The 19,703-nt window shown below is 53.0% G+C and carries 20 protein-coding genes; all 20 read right to left on the bottom strand.

What is annotated here, in order from left to right; translation table 11 throughout:
• Positions 1 to 103: 103 nt before the first annotated feature.
• A complete protein-coding gene (locus BLW97_RS04240) occupies positions 104 to 457 on the bottom strand; it encodes a hypothetical protein (protein ID WP_075322437.1) in 354 nt (117 codons plus the stop codon).
• A 54-nt stretch (positions 458 to 511) separates the two neighbouring features.
• The gene (locus BLW97_RS18975; RefSeq protein WP_143214844.1) at positions 512 to 721 is read right to left on the bottom strand and encodes a hypothetical protein; all 210 of its coding nucleotides are present in this window, start codon (positions 719 to 721) and stop codon (positions 512 to 514) included.
• A gap of 22 nt (positions 722 to 743) precedes the next feature.
• Positions 744 to 1,052: a hypothetical protein gene (locus BLW97_RS18970; protein ID WP_207650548.1), complete on the bottom strand. Its 309-nt coding sequence runs from the start codon at positions 1,050 to 1,052 to the stop codon at positions 744 to 746.
• A gap of 50 nt (positions 1,053 to 1,102) precedes the next feature.
• Positions 1,103 to 2,518 carry an ISL3 family transposase gene (locus BLW97_RS04235; RefSeq protein WP_010637458.1) on the bottom strand — a complete coding sequence of 472 codons (1,416 nt, stop codon included), beginning with the start codon at positions 2,516 to 2,518 and terminating at the stop codon, positions 1,103 to 1,105.
• A 19-nt stretch (positions 2,519 to 2,537) separates the two neighbouring features.
• The gene (locus BLW97_RS04230) at positions 2,538 to 3,080 is read right to left on the bottom strand and encodes an ORF6N domain-containing protein (RefSeq protein ID WP_010637454.1); all 543 of its coding nucleotides are present in this window, start codon (positions 3,078 to 3,080) and stop codon (positions 2,538 to 2,540) included.
• A 66-nt stretch (positions 3,081 to 3,146) separates the two neighbouring features.
• Complete coding sequence (locus BLW97_RS04225; RefSeq protein WP_010637453.1) at positions 3,147 to 4,016, bottom strand: patatin-like phospholipase family protein; 870 nt, start codon at positions 4,014 to 4,016, stop codon at positions 3,147 to 3,149.
• Positions 3,983 to 4,456 (bottom strand): glycoside hydrolase family protein, encoded by a 474-nt coding sequence (locus BLW97_RS04220; protein ID WP_158025118.1) that lies wholly within the window; start codon positions 4,454 to 4,456, stop codon positions 3,983 to 3,985. The genes BLW97_RS04225 and BLW97_RS04220 overlap by 34 nt, the downstream gene beginning before the upstream one ends.
• Before the next feature lie 328 nt (positions 4,457 to 4,784).
• A complete protein-coding gene (locus BLW97_RS18965; RefSeq protein ID WP_158025116.1) occupies positions 4,785 to 5,312 on the bottom strand; it encodes a DUF2628 domain-containing protein in 528 nt (175 codons plus the stop codon).
• A gap of 60 nt (positions 5,313 to 5,372) precedes the next feature.
• Positions 5,373 to 10,019 carry an RHS repeat-associated core domain-containing protein gene (locus tag BLW97_RS04210; protein WP_010637450.1) on the bottom strand — a complete coding sequence of 1,549 codons (4,647 nt, stop codon included), beginning with the start codon at positions 10,017 to 10,019 and terminating at the stop codon, positions 5,373 to 5,375.
• Between the two features lie 223 nt (positions 10,020 to 10,242).
• Entirely contained in the window at positions 10,243 to 11,328 is a 1,086-nt protein-coding gene (locus BLW97_RS18960) for a hypothetical protein (RefSeq protein ID WP_141565700.1), read from the bottom strand.
• 220 nt (positions 11,329 to 11,548) lie between these two features.
• A complete protein-coding gene (locus BLW97_RS04205) occupies positions 11,549 to 11,908 on the bottom strand; it encodes a hypothetical protein (RefSeq protein ID WP_075322435.1) in 360 nt (119 codons plus the stop codon).
• Positions 11,909 to 12,063: 155 nt separating this feature from the next.
• Positions 12,064 to 12,210 carry a hypothetical protein gene (locus tag BLW97_RS19370; protein ID WP_158025114.1) on the bottom strand — a complete coding sequence of 49 codons (147 nt, stop codon included), beginning with the start codon at positions 12,208 to 12,210 and terminating at the stop codon, positions 12,064 to 12,066.
• Positions 12,211 to 12,494: 284 nt separating this feature from the next.
• Positions 12,495 to 12,890 (bottom strand): hypothetical protein, encoded by a 396-nt coding sequence (locus BLW97_RS04200; protein WP_075322434.1) that lies wholly within the window; start codon positions 12,888 to 12,890, stop codon positions 12,495 to 12,497.
• A gap of 12 nt (positions 12,891 to 12,902) precedes the next feature.
• On the bottom strand, positions 12,903 to 13,991 hold the full coding sequence (locus tag BLW97_RS04195; RefSeq protein WP_075322433.1) for a phosphoadenosine phosphosulfate reductase domain-containing protein: 1,089 nt from the start codon (positions 13,989 to 13,991) through the stop codon (positions 12,903 to 12,905).
• Entirely contained in the window at positions 13,988 to 15,772 is a 1,785-nt protein-coding gene (locus tag BLW97_RS04190; protein WP_075322432.1) for a DNA cytosine methyltransferase, read from the bottom strand. Before BLW97_RS04190 ends, BLW97_RS04195 begins: the two co-directional genes overlap by 4 nt.
• Positions 15,773 to 15,862: 90 nt before the next feature.
• Positions 15,863 to 16,087, bottom strand: coding sequence for a hypothetical protein (locus BLW97_RS04185; protein WP_075322431.1), 225 nt, complete (start codon positions 16,085 to 16,087; stop codon positions 15,863 to 15,865).
• A 235-nt stretch (positions 16,088 to 16,322) separates the two neighbouring features.
• Positions 16,323 to 16,670, bottom strand: a complete 348-nt coding sequence (locus tag BLW97_RS04180; RefSeq protein ID WP_075322430.1) for a hypothetical protein — start codon at positions 16,668 to 16,670, stop codon at positions 16,323 to 16,325.
• A 132-nt stretch (positions 16,671 to 16,802) separates the two neighbouring features.
• The gene (locus tag BLW97_RS04175; protein WP_143214841.1) at positions 16,803 to 18,044 is read right to left on the bottom strand and encodes a carbon-nitrogen hydrolase family protein; all 1,242 of its coding nucleotides are present in this window, start codon (positions 18,042 to 18,044) and stop codon (positions 16,803 to 16,805) included.
• Positions 18,045 to 18,424: 380 nt separating this feature from the next.
• Complete coding sequence (locus BLW97_RS04165) at positions 18,425 to 18,853, bottom strand: lysophospholipid acyltransferase family protein (protein ID WP_075322427.1); 429 nt, start codon at positions 18,851 to 18,853, stop codon at positions 18,425 to 18,427.
• A partial coding sequence (locus tag BLW97_RS04160; protein ID WP_158025112.1) for a UvrD-helicase domain-containing protein occupies positions 18,838 to 19,703 on the bottom strand: 866 nt, incomplete at its 5' end. The genes BLW97_RS04160 and BLW97_RS04165, both read right to left, overlap by 16 nt.

Raw genomic sequence — 19,703 nt, 5'->3', positions numbered from 1 at the left:
TTGGGAGACAACCGGATAAGCACGGAATATTCTACACAGAATATATCAACTTCCTATCGAATAAAATGATGACCTGATCGTAACGATAGAGATCATTTGATGTTCAGCGCTCTGACACTGTTTCAGCCAATAACGCCTGCATCGCGGTTGTAAAGGATTTTTTATGCAACTCGCATAAGTTATCAACTGCTTGAAGAATGTCACCAACAGTCACATCTACGAATCTTTTTTGGATAGCCAAAGTCATAGCAAAGCTTTCCATGAGTGGTTTATTACAGGAAAAAACAATATCTTTATTAGGTTTTTGCCAATAATAGAACGGCACCGAACAATGATCTTTCGGAAGTTCGCCTACATCAGCAAACTCCCCAACAAATGGTGGCAGTCCATTGACCCTATACTTCTGATGTAAGGCATTAACAAAAACAGGAAAAAAAGTTACGTTACTGTCTTTCATAATCCACCCTCTTTGTCATAATTCCGTTTTCTTTACGAGACATGGTGTACCTCATTATTTCAAAATACCTTTCATAAAAACACGAAACAAACGAAAAACATGCTGGAGTTCTAAAATCAAGACCCAGACCAGCAGCGATCCTATTGCAGCGGGAATCACAAGCCAGATCCAGGCGAAAAACGAAAGGTCAGCGGGCATTTGTTCTTTCCCTGGCAGCAATAGCTTTTTGACACTTTTTACAGGTGATTTTGTTCTTGTAGTCATTCAGTTCGTAGGCTTCTAGTAGCTATCCATGAGCTATCACGGGCACAATTAGTCCACACTCGGTTTTAATTCCATCGCCACTTGCCCCATGCCAACGGCTCATGCGCTCGTTGAAATTTTTCATGCCGCCAAGTCGCCAGCGTACCGCGAAATCCTGTTTTTCCATCATTCTCTCTTCCTTAGTCTTTTTAACCCACTCGGATCCTTCATTTTCACATTCATCTGACGGTGTGGTTCCATGCTTCTTTTCAGCTGTCGATAAGGATATTTTCTGCGCTTCAACGGGTTCTGTTTTCAGGGTATTCGTAATTTGGTGTTTACGAGGCATCAACCTGGCCACAGGCTTCTCTGACCACGTTTGTGTATTTGTCCAAAACCGGACTAGCCCAGATCGCGAGGCGATTTGTGTATGGTATCATTCCCGCCGGTATCCAGCGCCTCTGCGAGCAGCCGAAGATCCACCCCATAGTTGATTTCTGTTTGGTCTTCATCAGACTCCAAGGGCAGAGCCATCCCCATGTGGTAGAAAGCGGTGGTGCCCAGCGACTCTCGTCGAAATTTCGGTCGCTGCAGGGTTTTCTTGTGGGTGCCCCGGGTGAACAGAATCTTCGCCCGCAGTACCTCAAAGCTGTAGCCCCGGCCCATGCGGTTGGTGACGCGGATCAGGCTGTTCAGGCTCTCAGTAAAGGCGTTGGTGACCTGCTGGTCGAAGTAGGCCAGGATGTAAGGCTCCCAGTTCTGCCAAGCCGTGAGAATGGGTTGAAAGGCGCTCTGGCACTCGGGTGGGACGGATGCCGCCCAGACGATGTATCGTTGGTGGGCGTCCTTTTTGTTGTCAGCATCGTAGACACCGTAAAAACCCTCTTTGAGTCGCCATGCCTCGCCCAACTCCGGTATGCTCCGCAGCCAGCCATCGAGTATCAGGCGCTCACTGTCGTCCAGATCTTTTTCGCGCTTGCGGAAGAGATAGGCATCTTTCTTGACCCCTGCGGCCCTCCGACGTAAACGATCAGCATCTTTGGAGCGAGACAACGAGCGGCGAAGTTCATCCATAGACTGGTTGGCCATGCGTAGAACATGGAACTTGTCCACCACGACAGACGCATCAGGCAGCACTTCATGAACTGCATCTCGGTAGGGCCGCCACATATCCATGGCGACTGTGCGGATGCGATCCCTTTGCTTCAGGGCAGCGAGATACCGCAGAATGCTCCGCTTGCCGCGATCTGGTAGTAGATCAATGGCGGTATTTTCCCGCAGATTGGTAATCACGGCGCGGGGGCGACGCAGCAGATGGATTTCGTCGATACCCATCCATTCCGGCGTCTCGAAGTGGTGAGTCTGCTCCAGCGCCTCAATATAATCGTGGGCGATGTTGCGAATGGTGCCTTCCGTAACGCCGATTTCTTCGGCGACACTGGTAAACGTATAGTTGAGCGAACGAGGGCCGATCCAATGGGCCAGTCGCTCCGTCATGCGGCGCTTTCCGTCCACTGCAGGCAGCGATTCCATAAAGGTTTTGCCGCAGCCCCGGCATTTGAAGCGCCGGGCGTCAATATAGAGACCCACCCGTTTCCCGTGCATGGGCAGGTCATGGACCAGTAGTTCTGAACGGCCATAACCTACGCACTGGACACCCTGACATGCTGGGCAGACCGCCGTCGGTGCCAGAGTTTCGATCTGTATATGATAATCGTGTCCTGTTTCCCGTAGGGTGCGTATCGCGTAACCAGGTAGCCGAATGATATTGGCCGAGGCATCGGGGGGTGATTCTAATGAGGCTGGGTTCTCGCCCATGGGGTGCCCTCGCCGTGAACTACTGCCCGTCACCATGGATGTCAGCCGTGAACCCGATAGGGCGAGACCTGGACGGAGGAGTGTGGGTCAACTCCCGGATGGCGTTGATCAACCCGGCGATGGCCTGATCGTGGGTGGATACGGTGCGCTCCAGCGCGTCTAGTTTCTCGGCCAGTTCCTGGTGGGTTGCCAGTATTTCGCGCAACTGGACAAAGGCCCGCACCACGAAAACGCTCATCTCGATGGCCTTGGCGGAGTTGAGCACTGTGGCCGCCATGATAGCCCCATGTTCGGTAAAGGCGTAGGGCAGATACCGGCGGCCACCACGCCCGGTGTTTGAGGTCGCGAATTGCGACCTCAAAGCCGCATACTCCTCATCGTCCAGTTGGAACATGAAGTCCGACGGGAAACGGTCCGAATTGCGCTTGACCTGCTCATTGAGCCGTTTGGTGGTGACCCCGTAGAGTTCCGCCAGGTCAGCATCGAGCATGACGCGCAGCCCACGTATGCGGTAAATCCGCTGTGCAAGGGCTTCTACCTGCATGGGTTCGGCTACGGTCATTTCGTTCTCGTACACAGGAGATTACGAGGTCAATGATAGATGTTTATGGGGTGGCCGTCTATTTTTCTACGCGGCGAGATTTTGCAAGAGCTTTTCCATGCCGACCCGTCCAAGCTCCATGAGTTGTTCCCGGTCCGTCCTGGGCATCCGGGCGTCCAGCATGTTCAGGTTTCCGGTGTCCACCGGAAGAAAGCGCACCCACGGCGCGGCATGCCGGTCCAGGTATTCCTGCCCACGCAGCAGATCGCGCACGCTCAGCGATGCCAGGGCGAAAAGCGTCGGTTCGTTCCCGTGAAGCCTGGGTGGTTCTCCCGTCAAGTAGACGCCGACAGAAGGAACCTCGCTATCTTTGGGAAGCACGTCGCCCGGTATGTCGTCGGTCAGACCGCCATCCACATAGAGCCTCCCATCGACCCGCTTGGGTGGATAGACAAAAGGCAACGAGGACGACGCTCTGGCTGCCTTTGCGACAGGCAGTTCCGGCGTTTCCGCTCGACAGAAAACGGTGCGTTGCCCACGCAGCAAGTCCGTAGCGCAGACGAAAAGCTCCAGGTCAAGGTCGGCAAAGGATTGTCCTTGTGTGTGCCGGGTCAGAAAAGCATCGAGGGCTGCGGTCGCGCAGATACCCCGCCGGGTCAGGAGACGCCAGCCGTTGGTCCAGGAGTCGAAATTCATGAACGGTTGCCAGTCGGTATCCAGGACGAGGTTCACCAAAGACGGAATGTCTCGATGCACCGCGTAAAGGACGGCCACGATAGCGCCACCCGACGTACCACTCAAAGCAGAGACACGGTACCCGGCGGCTTCGATGGCCTGCAATGCCCCCAAATGCACGGGCAGCAGAAAACCGGAGCCGCTCAGCGCTACCTGGATCGGCTTTTTGGACCCCGCAACCGGATGGTTCACAACGCCGTGGTCCTTGGCAATGCCGGCCATCGATTGCTACGCATCTGTTCCACCAAGGTGCGCGCCCGTTCCCCGGTCTGCTGGTACCAAAGACTCTGAACCATGGCATCCGCAGCGCCGGCGTAGTCACCCTGCTGCAAGGCCTGGAGCATCTCGTGAAAATCCAGCAATCCCTGAATCCCCAAATTGAACGTCATGTTCACCAGCACCGCAAAGCGCACCACGGACAGTTGGCTCTCCGCCCAGGGCAAATGCTCGCGCACTTCGTGCCAAGCTCGCGCGACGTCCCGTTCCAAAAGAACGCGCGCTTCCTCTTCGGATATCCCTTGGGCGATCAGATTGCGGCCATAGCCAATGGTGGGGTTACCCTGAACCGTATAGCCGGGGACGATCTCATGCCCTGTTGCATCGTCGTAGACGAAGCGGCGATAGGATTCTTGAGATTGGAGTTGAGAAAGTAGCCTAATCACTATTGACCACCAGAACTGTCGGCAACAGGGGCGTATCGAGTAATCGCCAACCATTTGGTGTCCATGGCCCTTATTAGCTTGAACCCAGTTTTGCCGCAGACTTTGCGGCGATAGCGTTTACGATCGATCTGGATGAGGACACGCATGCCGTGCATGGATGTATCTGCGCATGTCTGAAGTGGGCAGCCACGGCGATTAAGCGCACTATAGCGGGTGGGGCAAGCAGTAGAAATTTGTCGCCTTTCGCCGCGACCTGGTAATGATCACCGAGATCCTGGACGTGGCGGATAGGGAGTTTAGGAAGCTGCAGAATTTCAGTCATGAGCGTCTATCCAACCGGGAACAGATCATGAACAGCCAGCCACAACACAACGACAGACAACAACACACCGGGAACAAGGCCGGAATAGTTCATGCTTTTTGCAAAGATGACTATTTGTCTGAAAATATGAGGTTTGTAACACTGAGAGATACTGCGGTTACGGCAAACGGCCGTTGTGCAAATAAAGCTGCTTTTTTCCAGCTTTTTCCGGTACATAACGTTCCCACAGAAACCCATAGTCACCTGCACAGTCCATGCAGACAACAATGGCACCGCATTCACCACAAAAGATTCAAGATTTTTGCTTCCGGTTGGTACCCATAACATTGGCGGCATCACTGAGAGGATACAAAAAACGATGGATAACGGTGTTAACGGACCAAAAAGAAAAGACACAAATGCTACAGCGTAGAGCCGTTTTGATAGCGCCCATACCCATGTAAAGAAAAATGCAGGATATGAAAAGCCGTATTTAACTTCGATATCGCTTTGACCACGGTTTTCTACCCTTTTGTAGATTGCGTACCAAGTCACAATGCCGTATCACCTCGTAGTTTATTTTGATGCATCAGAAGCTACAACGTGAATACTGAATTATTTTCCTATAACAAACGCACCACCTTTGTATCCGGCACTCCAAAGCGGTTCGTCTGCCTTGAATCTTTGCAAGAATGTTCCCGGATGCAACGCAAGCACAGCGGCATTTCCAAGAATCGCTATCAACTCAGGTATCCCTTCTGAACGCTCATAGACTCCAACTCCATAATTTGCGGCGCACACATACTGCGTATAATTTATGTTTGGCTTGTTCGGTATTGGCCGCTGATAATCGAAAGTTCCACCGTGCCACAACGCTGGAAATATAGCCCACCAAGGTGCGTGAGATGCATACCACGACTCCAATCTGAAGCTGGCATAAGGAGGAGCATAGAATGCTTGATGTAGGACCGGGTCATAATATAGTTGTGAACCAGGAAGCAATCTGTTCGTAACAAGTAGTCCGGCATAATCGGAATAATTTGATGGATTGTTATCGGAGTAGGTGTATTTATTGTCCAATATGGTTAGATTTACTGGGTCCCTACTAATCCACCGCCCCGCCTCCGGATCGTAAACCCGGAACACCGCCAGATACAGCCCACTCTGCTCGTGGAAGAACAAGCCGGCATACCGGTAATCCGAGGCCTTGCCGATGAATGGCGGCAGCCTCGTCTCGGTCACCCCATAGGGCGTGTAACTCATCCGCGCCTTAACGACGTGATCCTCCCCAACCGTCTCCCGCACGGAACCCAAGCGATCCCGCACATAGTACAGCTTGCGGCTGCCGTGGATCTCACCTTGCTTGTAATACCAGGTGGCCTCCGCCCCGGTCTGCCCGCGCAACAACTCGGTTCCATCCCACAGGAAAGTCGTGGTCTCGCTGACCGTACCGTTTGTCTCCGTCATGATCGCCCGGCGATTCAGGCCATCGTATTGGAATTGACTATGCTTCTCGGGCTGATCCATATAAGCGATAGCCACAAGGCGGTTCTCAGCGTCCCAGGTATAGGTGCGAACCCCATCGCTGGTCAGATTCCCATTGGCATCGTAGGAATACGATCGGTCGTTTCGCTCCACGATCTCGTTCACGTCGTTGTAGCTGGCTGTCCAAGAGCCTTCGGGGGCCTGCATCGAAGTGATATTGTCCGCTGGGTCGTAGCGATAATTCGTTACTCCACCAGGGTACGCGGCTTCATTGGTCAGGCGTCCAGCCGCGTCATATTGGTAGGACTTGTATTGCGGAATGAGTTGCCCCCCGATGTCCGTCGCCTGCACCACCCGGTCCTCCGGATCGCTCTGGTACAGAAAATCCATGACCTGCAAGGGAAAGAGCGCGTTGTGGTGAATCGCCCGCAGTTGCCGGGATTCGTTGAGCGGCCCATAGCGGAAATAGGTGTCCAGGACTCCGCCAATGGAAAGCAGCGCCGTGGGCAGGTCACTCTGCCCGGCGTACTCGTACTGGAAACTGCCTAAGGGGTTAGTGATCGAGAGAAGCCGGCCAATCAAGTCGTATTCCGTGCTCTCCACCACGTCGCCGACACGGCGACTGACCTTGCGGCCCAGGGAGTCGTACTCCCAGTCGATAGCACCGTGGGGGGTCGTTTCCTGCCCCACCTGCCCTGCCCCAAACTCGCCGACGGAATTGTAGGCGTAAAAGGTCGTGCCGATCCCATCGGTACGGCTCTTGATGCGGGGGTAATCCTCACCGTAAGTGAATGACACGTTGGGGGTGTCCACCAGAGTATCGGTATAGGCGATCTCGCTCACCCGCTCATCGATGGTGTAGGTGAGGGTTTTGACTTGGCCCATGGCGTCGGTCACGGTGGCCAATTGCCCCGTGGCCGGATCATAGGTATAGGTTTCCTTGGTGCCATTGGCGTAAATTTTCGCCGTCACACGATTTTGGATGTCGCGCTCCCAGGTGGTGACGTTACCGGCCGGATCAGTCAGCGTGGTGAGATAACCCGCTTCGTTATAACCGTAACGGGTGACGCGACCCACGGGATCGGTGACGGCGATGAGGCGACGCACCGCATCGTAGGCGTACCGAGTGGTCTCGCCCAGACGGTTGGTCTGGCTCACGAGATCCAGCTTGTCGTAGCCGTAGGTCCGCGTCGTGCCATCGGGATAACGCACCTCGGTCAGCCGATTGAGCGCATCGTACTGGAATCCCAAGGTGTAGCCCTCGGCATCGGTGACGCTGGCGACACGGCCATAGGCATCATAGGCAAAGCGGAGGGCGGTCACGGCGTTGGCGTTGACGACTTCCGTCAGGTAGCCCTGGGTATCGTAGCGGTAGGTCGTGACTTGTCCCAGGGCATTGGTAACCGTCAGGGGCTGGCCGGCATCGTTGTAGGTAAAGGTGGTCTGCTGGCCGGCGGCATCGGTGATGGTCAGGGGCAAGTGGCGATGGTCGTAGGTCGCCTGAAAAAGCACGTCCTGGCCACTAGCGGTTTTCTGGGCCACCTCGATGAGATCGACGCCATTCGGCGCGTAGGTAAAAAAGGTTTCGCGTCCGGCAGGATCGGTGAAGCTCGTGATGTGCCCATAAGCTCCGTAACCAATCTGGGTGAGCTGGGTGGTTCCGTCCTCCAGTACCCGCCCGATGATCGAGGGAAGATTCAGGGTACCCGTCGCCCCGCCCCAAACCTGGCCGGGGTAGTTGTACCACACCCGGCGGGTGAGCGGATCTTTCTGGCTTTCTATCACATCCGAAGAAAGGCTGGTGTTGGGTTCCCAATGCAGCCAGTGGTAGAGGTGCGCATTGGCGTAATCCACCCCGCCGTGGGCGTAGGCGTGGGCGTCCCAAAAGAACGAATTGCGGTCCATGAGATAGGCATTGAACAGGTTCATCCCCGACGGGGCGATAGGATCGCTGAACTCGATGGGCGCGTTCTGGGTGAATTTGAGATAAGACGTCTCTCCCAGGGGATCAGTCATCTCCAGCCAGAGGGTGGTGCCATCTTCTCCGTACTGGAACGTGCTCTTACCATAAGGCGTCGTCAGGGCCTCGATGAAATCGCCACTGTCGTAGGCGAAACCTGACACCATACCCATGACATCGGTTATGGATACGAGCCGCCCGGTATCGTCGTAGGCGATCCGCGCCGAGCGCCCGAAAGGATCGGTAACTGCCGTAACGAGGAGAGGGTTTTTGGGGTCACCATAGGTGAAGGCGGTCTTCTGACCCAGGGCATCTGTGATCTCCGTCAAACGGAGTTCGCCATCGTAACTGAGACTTACGGTGTTGCCAGAGGCGTCGCGCAACTCTGACAGCAACACATACCGGGTACCGCTCGTTGCCCCGTTACTCTGGGCGTAGATCTGTTGACTCCCGTCGGCCTTGGTGAGCACGTAACGTACCGGGGTCTCGCTCACCAATTGCAGGACCGCGCCATTGTCGGTTTGGGGCGTGAACTGGCCGGTCGCGCTGTCGTAGCCACTGTAATATTGGGTGCCACCGCCGGGAATCGCGCGGCTCACATTGTTGCCAGGATCGCCGGGGATGTCCTGAATCCACGCCAGCCAGTTGCTGTTCCACTTGGGACCAAAATTGAAAAAGGGGAAATTGGCCGGCTGACTGTCTTCCCGCTGCGCGTAGGTCATCTCCAGAGCAATAGCCGGTCCCTTGGGCGGGGTGTACCCCAAAGGGATGTCTTCCATCACCAGGGACACCGTGGCGGCGTAAGCAGTGTAGGTCGCCATACCGGTACACTTCTGGGGCTTGGTGGGTACCTTTGTGGACTCTTTCTTGTTCGCCCCGGGCTGCTGCCCCGACACATACCCGCGCCCGAAAGTGGCAGTCTTCTCCTCAGGGGTGGCCGCACGGAATCCCGGCGCGACGGTTGATGCCAAAAAGAACCCACTGCCTTCGCTATCTAGCGTATCCTCCGCAATCCAGCGGTCATTGGGGAACACGCTGTCCCGAAGAAGATAGCGACCGTCCCGATAATCCAGGAGCGTGGCAAAGTGGCCCACCTTCCAATGCACAACAGCGGGCGTGGTAACCGGCGTTTTCGCATCCTCCCGATGCACCGCCTGCAAGACGATGCCAACCTCTGTCGCCAATTGCTCCAGATCCAGAAGGTTCAGCCCATCGATACCGGAGCGGGCACTTTCCAAGGTTTTCAGGATCGGCAGGGCCGGTGATGGTTCTTTCGCCAGCAACACTCCCTTGAGGGCGGCTGCACCGCAACGGTGCGCCACACCCGTCTGATTACGCAGACTCCACAACGCGATTCGTGCCGCCGTGCGGGCCTCGGTAGCGGCTCCCCGCATCGAACGGGTATCCGCAATCCGCAGCCAGCGGTCGAGCGCCGTCACATCCCCCAGTCTGGCGGACAGCCTGAGCAATTCGCCTAACGTCCGGTCCACCAAGGACCTCATCTGCGTCTCCTGCACATCCTGACCGGCGAGAAACGCTTGTTCGAGCCAACGGAGCGCAACGGAAAAACACGCCTGTTCCACCGCAAGGATGCCCAGGTTCGCTTGCACGGCTATTGCCCATGCGGAATCCGGGTGCTGCCCAACAAACGTTTCCAGCGCCGCAAACGAATCAGGCCGCCCGCTGCGTTCCCATGCAGTGATGGCGGCCTGAAGTTCGGAGGCTTCCGCTTCCCCCGGTTCTCCTTGAGGGATCAGGGGTTCCGGAAAGGGGTGATGACCCTCGTTGAGCAGTGCGGCATTCGGATGGCTGGGCATATAAGCTTCTCCTTACGTTAACCTTGTCAATGACTTGAGTGAAAGATAGACGATCCTCAGAAAAATGCAAATGAACTTTTTGTGACAGTCAACCAAGACATCGTTAACCGGCGATCATGGATGGACTTGCCGAGCATTGGGGAAACATAAGAATCGTCAAAAACAAGATATTGCACAGTCATTCCAAAGCGGAGATGACCAACGAACAAGCTTTAGCCAAAAATCAAAAATTATGAATACGTCGAATACGCTTGCCATGCTTGGTACATGAATTCCCAAATAGATGTAATGGGCTAGTAATAGCGATCAAATACCGATTTGCCCCTGTTGACTTTTTGCCGATGAACACAAGCTTTCCGTGGGGAGCAATTGCATATATCTCAATTTGATGAAAACCACCTTGGGCCACCATCATATAATTACCTGATATCGTCATGGTATCACAGCCACGCAAAATCTTGGAAGGAAGACTCTGAACCAAACGGTATCCACCGTCATTTGTCACATGATAAACATTCAATGCCCCGTTGGTGCTTATAGTGTAGACAATTCTTCCGCCGCAAATGATTTTAGCACCCTTTACATTTGCCGCTCTTAGTGATCTAGACTGTATTTGGTTGCCCGTCTGTAAAGAAATTCCTGAAAGTAATACTTTGCGGTTCGTAATGGATGACACCAACCAGAGCATTCGGCCTTTATTAACGGGACGACTATAACTCGAACGATAGGCTTTTCTTGCTAAGCTTCGCAATGGCAAAAGAATATGGTCATCACCGATGGCAGAGGTTAAAAACAATTGTGGGCCACTCTTTAGATAAACAAGTCGCATTCCTGAAATTGCCATATTATGGATATCGAATTTTTTAACAGCGCAAGGCTTGCCCAGCCTGAACTCGATACGATAGATTGTAGATCCCAAAAGTGATGACGAGAAAATGTAGCGACGAAATGGAACCAAGAACCATGGAGAGTAAGGAACATTCTCTGACACCAAAGACGCAATAGAAGAGTTCGATACTAAAAATTGCGCAACAGTCCGTGCTGCCGCATTACTTACAAAAACCTGGTTTCCTGCTACTGCGACATTTTGCGGGTTACCACGCACCCATCTGGAAATAGCATTTAACGTCACTGTTCCAGAACGATGGATTTCAAAAGATTGCACCTGATATTGACCCAACCCGTTGCCAAATAAGCAGGTAAAATAACTTAGACTTTCTTGATTTTGGCTCGCAACTGCGCTAGAGAGAATGCTAGCCGCCAATAGAATACCAATGGTCGCGGCGATTCGGTGATTCTTACCGGCCATTTCTGATATGAATGAAATGACCAATTAGTCCAAAAATACAAGACAACCCACCAAACAGGGATAATATTGACACCCCAGTTGATATTCCGACGAGTAGAGATGTGAATCCGGCAATTACAAGGAATGTCCGAAAGCTGCAACTGTTTGTATAGAAGCACAGTTGCGTAAGCAACCTTCCGATAGCTTGAAATACCAAAATGAGCGGGTTGTCCAAGTTCTTTTACCCTACCCCAAGAAGTGCTATCTCGATAGCGTCCTCCCAATCTGCAGTAGCTACTGTGATGCAGGTCTGATATTCCTCGTTGCCATTCACAACACCAAGCCAGTTGCTAACTTCTTCGTAACCTATCTTCAAAACCGCCTTGATGAAGGCTGATGATGTTGCTTCTGGTGTGAGCAAATCCAGCAACGGCTTGGTGGCCCCCAATGCCTCTGAACATTTAACAATGGATTGCAGAACCGTATTCACATCAACGATTACCTGACTGTTAATCTGGCTTGGTGTTTGGCCGAGCCTGTTTCCGTACAAACTGGTCAAAATCTCGTTGTAAACTGTTTGCTCTTCTGTTGTGACACTCATGAAACATTCTCCTTTTAAAATACATTCAGCATTTTACACGTTTTCCGCACAACGCTCAGTTGTCGCAATACTTCTGGATAAACTCCTGATGCATCACTATCTAGCTACACGGGCTCCACAAGACCATGCAAGTTTCTGATCAGAGTTACCTCGCATCAGATCGTCTGCGCCTCGCGGCCGCCCCGCTTATCCACTGTTCCATCGGAGATTTCAGCATCCCCCGGTCCTCCTTGAGGGATCAGGAGTTCCGGAAAGGGATGGTGAGCCTCGTTGAGCAGTGCGGCATTCGGATGGCTGGGCATATAAGCTTCTCCTTACGTTAACCTTGTCAATGACTTGAGTGAAAGATAGACGATCCTCAGAAAAATGCAAATGAACTTTTTGTGACAGTCAGGGGCTGCAGTTCACGTCCTGTTCGACATGGACCATCCACTGCACTCAGAAAAACGCTCAGACAATACACAGGATTTTACGATTTTGAACATTGGACACGCGCTCGCCCATACACAAGTTATTGCGACTTTGGAACGTGGACATCTCCCGGAAAATCTGGGGCCATACACAACAAATTACGAATACCCTGTTTTCAAAGCCATATCCCTCCTGGTTGATAGGTAGGTAGCTTTAATTTGAAACCGTCACTCGGTCCATAAATGGATTCAAATTCGCCCAAAAGATCGTGCAACTTGCTGTTACCTAAATCTACATCCACGTTCATATCATGGAGCTTCACGAAGATAGGGGCGCATGATTCGCACACGACCCAGGACGCCAGAGGAACCTCATCGCCGTAAATGCGTTCTTCAATGTCATTGGCACAATCTCGCCAACGCTCCACCTGGATATATTTCGCACCGCGCCGGACCATATCACCGCATGAACAGCATCGTTTGCCTCTATTCTTGTCATAGGGCAAAAGACGCATGTTGGCACTCCACCACCACGCCGCCCCGTCGCATTCTATGGCACAAGAAATAGTCATTGTTCTCTCCTTTTACTGATCACAAAGACCATAAGATGAAGCGCAGGTCGGCAGATTTAGATCACCATCAGCAAACAGGTCCAACGTGCCATTTTCGCCCTTGGCCCAAGCCACCCGCGCATGGATGTTCAGATCCGAAAAAATGGCGCGTCGGTCTTTAAGATCGCTGGCATCACACATAAACGTCGAATATCCGCGCTTCGATGCTTGACCAACCAGGTGTTCCCATTCAGACAGTCTTGTTATTTCTTCCGGATACCGAAACGACACCTGGGCCAAATCACTCTTGTTGCTATTGATACAGACGCACCCGACACGGCTTTGACCCTGGCTATACAATGGATTCAATGGGCAACCTTGACCGCGCACAAAATCGACGGTTTGTTGTGCGGTCCAGTCCACCAAAGGCCGAAAAGCCCAAAGTTTGGGGCCAATGCGCTCTATTTTTTTTGCATATCGACGATTGGGTGATTCATCACGGCGGATACCTTGCCAGGAAACAACATGCAAACCTTTGTCAATGAGTTGTAGCTGATAGGCTACGGCCATATTTCTTTTCAGTTCCTCGGTGCAGAATTGTGCCTTTCTTGATGGAAAACGGCCCTTCCATAAGCACAAATCCAAAAATGGATTACCAGTAGGATGCAGCACATTTAACGCTCGTCGTTTGGCTTTATTGGACCAGCGTACTTTTCGACCGCCACCGATTTTCCGCGTTTTCTGGACAAGCTCTTGGGTCGAAACGCCAACACGCCTAACAGTGCGATACAAGATGTTTCCATGCTGGTCGCGCTTAGGCACTGGATTTCCATTTGCATCAAACACCGGAGCGGTTTTGTATTCACGCCGGGTGCGTTGATCTTGGGCGACAAACCGCCGTTTAGCGATAATCTCACGACTAAAATCCGCTTTGAGTCGTGTTATCTGTATGCCCAGATGCCTTTCCAGCTCATCCAGATGTTTGTAAGTTATCGGAATTTCATTGCCGGTATCACAAAATATCGCCTGGATATTTTCTCTGGGTAAGCGATTCAAAGCGATCAGCAAAGTGGCCGTGCTGTCTTTGCCACCAGACACGCTGATTACATGAATCGTTTTCACGCCACCATCCTTTTTCCGCTTGCATCCGTGTAATTCGCACGGATCAATGCGATGGCGGGCGGCGGAGAAACGCTGTTTCCACACATACGCACCTGTGCGGATTTTGAAAACTTCCGTCCATCGTGGCCATGATCAATGATGTAGGTATCCGGAAAGCCTTGGGCACGATATAGCTCACGCGGCTGCAGCATCCGTAACCCTATATCAACAATGACATACGGGGTGCCTTCAACATGAACTGTCACCAAAGCCAAACGGTCTTTGGTCGTTATCGTAGCCATGGGGTCATGCAAATCCCCCCACTGGCCACCCTCACCGTAATAACGAATCAGGAAAGCGGCCACACGAAGCGCACCGGCTTCATCGTCCGGGGACAGGGCACATTCCACCAAAGCACTTTTCCCGCCGCCACCTGCTGTAACCGTACCAAGTGGCGCATCGGCCTCATGACCAACGCTGCAGCCGAATTGCCGAGACAAAAAGGCACCGACAACGCCATGATGCTGCCCGCCGGCACTGATCGTCATCAATGGGTCTTCCATATCCCGCGCATCGCAGTGGCCACGCAGATGCGTTAGGTGTGCCATAACGAATTGTTGCTGACTTCCTGTATTCGTAATCGTACTCGCAGGCCTCCGCAGGTCATGCCCAGGAGTGGTGTTAAATCCACCGTTCATTTGCGCCAGGTACGCACTGGCTACTGCATGTTTGGTTCCGCCCGCGACCACCGTTCCCAGCGGGGCATCCAGATCCAGAGAGCGCGGCGCTTGCCCTGCCCGTTCGCCGTATCCAGTTTGAACTAGGACCGGAGAAGCGACCGCAAAAGCCCCGCCTTTTGGATAGGCCGTTATCGTGCGTAACGGCTCCTGGGCAGGCTGACAGGCATCCCGCCCGTTATAATGCGCGATTGGCACAATAAAGGGGTTTGCACTCTCCAGCACATATTTTTTCAGGCCTCGCGCAATGCGCCGCAACGTGGCATCCGCCAGAGGCTTTCCCCGATCAAAGATAGACGGGCACGGAACCGACCAGTCAATACATTCGGCGGCTGACCGCCAGCGTTTTTTACCTTTGGTTTTGACCTTGGTATGGGTAGGCTCCGGCCAGTGAATAGGCTTCCCATCACAGCGAGCCACCATAAAAAGTCGCTCTCGCGTTGTCGGTGCGCCGAAGTCAGCGGCACAAAGGATTTTCCATTCTACGGCATAGCCCATATCACGAAGCTGAGACACAAAAGCCTGCCAGGTCCGACCAATCCTTTTTTTGTCTGGCACCAGATATTGCTGTCTGATCGGGACCACTTCACCTGGTTCGGCTATTGTTCCGTCCAGTTTCAGTACACGGCCAGTAGCCTTGTCGCGCTTGGCAACCAATGGCCCCCATTGGAGGATCTGCTTCACATTCTCCAGCGTGATAACGCGGGGCTTTACTTGACCTGCCCAGCGTTTACCCACCCAGGAAAGCGCCCGCGTTTTGCGATCTCTTGGCTGGCCGCCGGACGCCTGAGAGTGGTGCGTACAATCAGGACTCAGGTGCAACAGTCCTACGGCACGGCCATCACTCGCCTCTCTCGGATCTACCTCGAAAACATCACCAATATAATGTCTCGTCTGGGGATGGTTGACCTCGTGCATGGAGAGGGCATCTGCATTATGGTTTACCGCCACATCCACATAACGGCCAATAGCCTGTTCAATCGCCGTGGACATGCCGCCACCACCGGCGAACAGATCGACGGTAATTTCTTCGTTAATTCCAAGTATGAATTGCGAATTCAGCATTAATTATTTCTCATGTTCTTTTAGAAAAAAGGCCCGCCCATCAGACGGGCAATAGCCGCATAACAACCGCTTACCACACTTTCAAAACCGTTATTTCTCTTTTTTCTTCTGTTTTTCACTCCAACCCACCAGAAACGAGCCAACCAACCATTCAAAAGGTCTGGCGATGATCCAAAGGCCCGTCTCCAATACCCACAAAAGCCTTTCTGCTGACTTGCGCACCCATGGGCGCTCAAACTGCCGAATGTACCAGGCATCCAGAGCGCTAACTTTGTTGGTCATACAGCGTACTATCTTGATGGCATCAACCCTCATTAAACGCCACATCCATCACACGTTATAAACATCATACACAAAAAATTGGTTATGGTATACTATGTTTTCGGAAAACATACACACGCAAGCAAAGGTTCAATGACCACCATCCCTGTGCGCGTAGGGATGTTCCAGGTATTGGATCACATCCGTTTTCAGGTGTGAGAATCGAACGATTAGGAAATTCCTAATAGTTGCCCTTTCCTTTCGTCCCCGCATACGCGGGGCAACTGGTTTACTTCGACAAACGCGCCTGCACCCACTGCGCGTCTGCTTTCAGGTTTCTCGACAGATCCGCACGGGTAATGCGGATTCCGATCAGCCGATTGGCTGCCTGCGCAAAAGAGGCTTTCATGTGCATTTGTGCCGCCGTATTTTGCAGCGCAAAGTCCAGCCCCTGCACACGGGGCGTAATCTTCGATACCGGCGCACCATGGGCCAGTGCATGGCTCAAACTATGAGCGGCCAGCGCTTCCTGGTGCAACTGCGCCTTGACGGGCAGATGGCTGACGGGGCCGCCCGCGAAAGCCAATGCGGGGGTAGCGACCAAAATAAAGACGGCTAAGAGTGATTTCTTCATCATTTCAGGTTTCCTTTTGCAAAGTTCGTACAACTGGGTATAGGCAGGCAACAATCACCTTTCATTCCTTTGTTCTACAAGACCCCGTGCTAAACACAGGGTCGTTTTTTCGTCCGCACACACTGACCGGCGCATTCACAAGTTCACCGCCCTCAACACGGGAACCCCTAAAAAACGTGCCCAGGCATCCACGGATACCCGCTGAATGGCGGGAATACTGGTCCCCCTGGCCCACCAGACATCGGCGGGTGCCAATAAAACCTGTACGCCTGAATGCCAGAGCCCCAGCGCGGGCCATACCAGCAACTGTTCATAACAAATGAGATACCCCACACGCACCCCGTCCACCGTAGCCAGTTCGGGGTTTCCGAAAACATGCATCCGAAAACTGTTCCGGGGTGCCCATGGGTGCCACATCGAAAACGGTACCGGAATCCTGTCCGGTAATATCTTTTCTTTCCCATCATGCATCTGTATGAGTGCGTCCACATACTTCTGCCGACCAGACGGAACATCCGCACCCAACAAAACGGTCGTGGATGGATGATTGGCCGTGTACTGCAAGACGGGTTGCCAGATAGCGCGGGTACCGGGTAACCACGGTCCCGCAATGCCCTCCGGCAAGAGCACCACCCGATCACCGCTTTCCAGATCCTTCAAGACTTGCGGAACCAGACGCAGGGAGGTCGTCACATAGGATAGGTTCGACAGCTCACCATAATCCGTATCGATAGACACCCAGCCGGCGGGCAATGCACGACTGGCCGGGCGAACAGGCACACCCCATACGCCCAAAACAAAGGGTGTCCAAAGATAAGCAGACAGACACATAGCGGCCACAAAAAAAGCGGTCATCTTGTTTTCTTCCCAGCGACCCAGCCCGTAGATCAGCATCAGCACAACAAGAATGCCTCCCCATCCAGTAGGCAACGCCCCAATCCATGGACTTGTCCAGCCAATGATGCCCAGTGGCGGGATGATCGTGGAGAAGATGGACGTGATCATTGTGGCCGTCAATGCACCAAGCCCACCCCCACGGAAATACAAATACAGATAAGGGTATGCCAGATAAGGCAGCGCAAAAAGACAGGAAGACCCCATCCAGAATCCTATCCCGAGCCACAACCCGGCATGCGGAAAAAACACATCCGTGCCATGAATCAGCCCGTTGGTCGTCGCCAGGTGGTATCCCAGCATGACCAGGAACGGCGCCAACCAATACCGACGGTTCACCACCGGTAAAAGCAACAGCGCAAAAGGCGCCAACCATATCGCATGCGGCCATGCCGAAAAGCCTACGATTGATCCCAGGAGGAGATAAGAGAAAACGCGCTTTAGATTTAGAGCGCGTTCTGTCATGGGTTTGTCCTTATCCATTTTGCCTCCAAAACCAATGCAGCCGCCACGCGTCGCGCCTCATTGGAAAATTCGGTTTTTAGAATCTCGTCAGCCAATACAGACAGTCTGGATCCTGTCGATGTGCACTGAACACGCATCCACTGTAATTGCACGCGGATATCATTCACGAATTCCTTTGGGAATAGTGTTCCATCCGTGTTCAACCAATTCTCGATAAATTGCCACTCAGGGCGCATGCCGCTTTACCATCGCCCTGGTACATTCAATCTCATGCAAGGCATCACGTAAGGCCGCCCGCAGCTCGTCGTTCAGCCCAGGCAATAATCGTGGATCGGTTGATCTTGCTCGCAGAAGGGATCGCCAATAGGTTATACGCACTCCAAGCGGTAATATTTGACTCATATATGCTTTCCTTCAGACAGCTGGACTCCGGACACACGCGGCCACCATTGTTGATGGTCCAAGCGCATGTTCCACACACGACACTTGGATTTCATAGCCAACCATCTGGCCCCTGGCGCATCTGGCCGATCCAGAATATCCACCCCAATGCCTTGCGGAAACACGACAACGACTTTGTCATCACGCAATATCTGTAAGAGCTTTCTTAACCCCATGAATGACCCTGCATCTAACGGGATCATCTCATGCCCCCCGTAATGTTTTCCGAAAACATTCAGCAACCGACGCCAGACTGGATGCAGGGCATAATCCGGATCCACCGGGAAGACTGCAGGACCAACCCCTTGTCGGTATAATTCCCGCGCAACCGCCAAACCATCCAGCAAGGAGGTATGCGGTCGCACCAGTATCAACAACCCCGGCATCGGGCTTCCCCTTGGGTCACTTCAACAAAGGATTTTCCCTGGGATAAAACACGCATCGCCCGCGTTTTCGCTACATAGAGAAGACGCTTTTCTTCATCACCCTTGAGGCGCTTGGGATTGAACAGATCATCGGAAAGATGAACAGAATCGAACTCCATCCCTTTACCCGCATGGGCGGTGATCGCAACCCGTTGACAGGATTTCCAAACGTCCTTGTCCTGGTCCAGGTCTTGCGCCTGCCCCATCGCTGTTTCCAGAACATCCGCTCCATACTGACCCACCAGGTCCAGCCAGGTTTTCAGATCACTACCGGATTCCGTCTGAGCATGCTCCATGAGATCATTGACCGACTGAAAAAGTGCGAACTGCCCTGAAGGCCGACCCGCTTCCGTAGATCGATAATCCCGCAAAAAAGACTTAATCCCACGTAGTCCACTGACGCCGACGCGAACCCCCTCTTTGAGCCCATCCAGCGTCGCAGAAACCACTTGTCCATTCGTCCGTGAGATAACCGCTCTGGTCCCTGGCGGAACATCAGCGCTCCTTTCAACCCGTGATCTTTTTGAAGGCAGCACATTCAACAGGTATTTCGACCCCAAAGCGGCCAAGACTTCATTGGCGTCATCCGCCACAGCCTGTCCAAAACGGAAACTGGTTGTCAGAGGCGTTTCGGATAAATCCAAAGAGGCCATGGCATTCTCAGCCCCCCGCCAACTATAGATTTGCTGATGCGCATCCCCCACATAAAAGACGGGCAAAGATTGCGCCGTGGTCAACATCAACATCAAATGATCCGCATCCTGCGCCTCATCGAACAAAATATATTCGTAGCCAAAGCGGCTGGATGACA

The organism is Acidithiobacillus albertensis, from assembly GCF_001931655.1.
Lineage (GTDB): Bacteria > Pseudomonadota > Gammaproteobacteria > Acidithiobacillales > Acidithiobacillaceae > Acidithiobacillus > Acidithiobacillus thiooxidans.
Note: the sequence above shows the minus strand (reverse complement) of the source record. Positions and strands in the feature narration are given on the sequence as shown.

What these genes read in the sequence shown, in the direction of transcription:
- BLW97_RS04240 (WP_075322437.1), bottom strand. Translation starts at nt 457, where the DNA reads ATGAAAGACAGTAACGTAACTTTTTTTCCTGTTTTTGTTAATGCCTTA.
- BLW97_RS18975 (WP_143214844.1), bottom strand. Translation starts at nt 721, where the DNA reads ATGACTACAAGAACAAAATCACCTGTAAAAAGTGTCAAAAAGCTATTG.
- BLW97_RS04235 (WP_010637458.1), bottom strand. Translation starts at nt 2,518, where the DNA reads ATGGGCGAGAACCCAGCCTCATTAGAATCACCCCCCGATGCCTCGGCC.
- BLW97_RS04230 (WP_010637454.1), bottom strand. Translation starts at nt 3,080, where the DNA reads ATGACCGTAGCCGAACCCATGCAGGTAGAAGCCCTTGCACAGCGGATT.
- BLW97_RS04225 (WP_010637453.1), bottom strand. Translation starts at nt 4,016, where the DNA reads ATGGCCGGCATTGCCAAGGACCACGGCGTTGTGAACCATCCGGTTGCG.
- BLW97_RS04210 (WP_010637450.1), bottom strand. Translation starts at nt 10,019, where the DNA reads ATGCCCAGCCATCCGAATGCCGCACTGCTCAACGAGGGTCATCACCCC.
- BLW97_RS18960 (WP_141565700.1), bottom strand. Translation starts at nt 11,328, where the DNA reads ATGGCCGGTAAGAATCACCGAATCGCCGCGACCATTGGTATTCTATTG.
- BLW97_RS04205 (WP_075322435.1), bottom strand. Translation starts at nt 11,908, where the DNA reads ATGAGTGTCACAACAGAAGAGCAAACAGTTTACAACGAGATTTTGACC.
- BLW97_RS19370 (WP_158025114.1), bottom strand. Translation starts at nt 12,210, where the DNA reads ATGCCCAGCCATCCGAATGCCGCACTGCTCAACGAGGCTCACCATCCC.
- BLW97_RS04200 (WP_075322434.1), bottom strand. Translation starts at nt 12,890, where the DNA reads ATGACTATTTCTTGTGCCATAGAATGCGACGGGGCGGCGTGGTGGTGG.
- BLW97_RS04190 (WP_075322432.1), bottom strand. Translation starts at nt 15,772, where the DNA reads ATGCTGAATTCGCAATTCATACTTGGAATTAACGAAGAAATTACCGTC.
- BLW97_RS04185 (WP_075322431.1), bottom strand. Translation starts at nt 16,087, where the DNA reads ATGAGGGTTGATGCCATCAAGATAGTACGCTGTATGACCAACAAAGTT.
- BLW97_RS04180 (WP_075322430.1), bottom strand. Translation starts at nt 16,670, where the DNA reads ATGATGAAGAAATCACTCTTAGCCGTCTTTATTTTGGTCGCTACCCCC.
- BLW97_RS04175 (WP_143214841.1), bottom strand. Translation starts at nt 18,044, where the DNA reads ATGGATAAGGACAAACCCATGACAGAACGCGCTCTAAATCTAAAGCGC.
- BLW97_RS04165 (WP_075322427.1), bottom strand. Translation starts at nt 18,853, where the DNA reads ATGCCGGGGTTGTTGATACTGGTGCGACCGCATACCTCCTTGCTGGAT.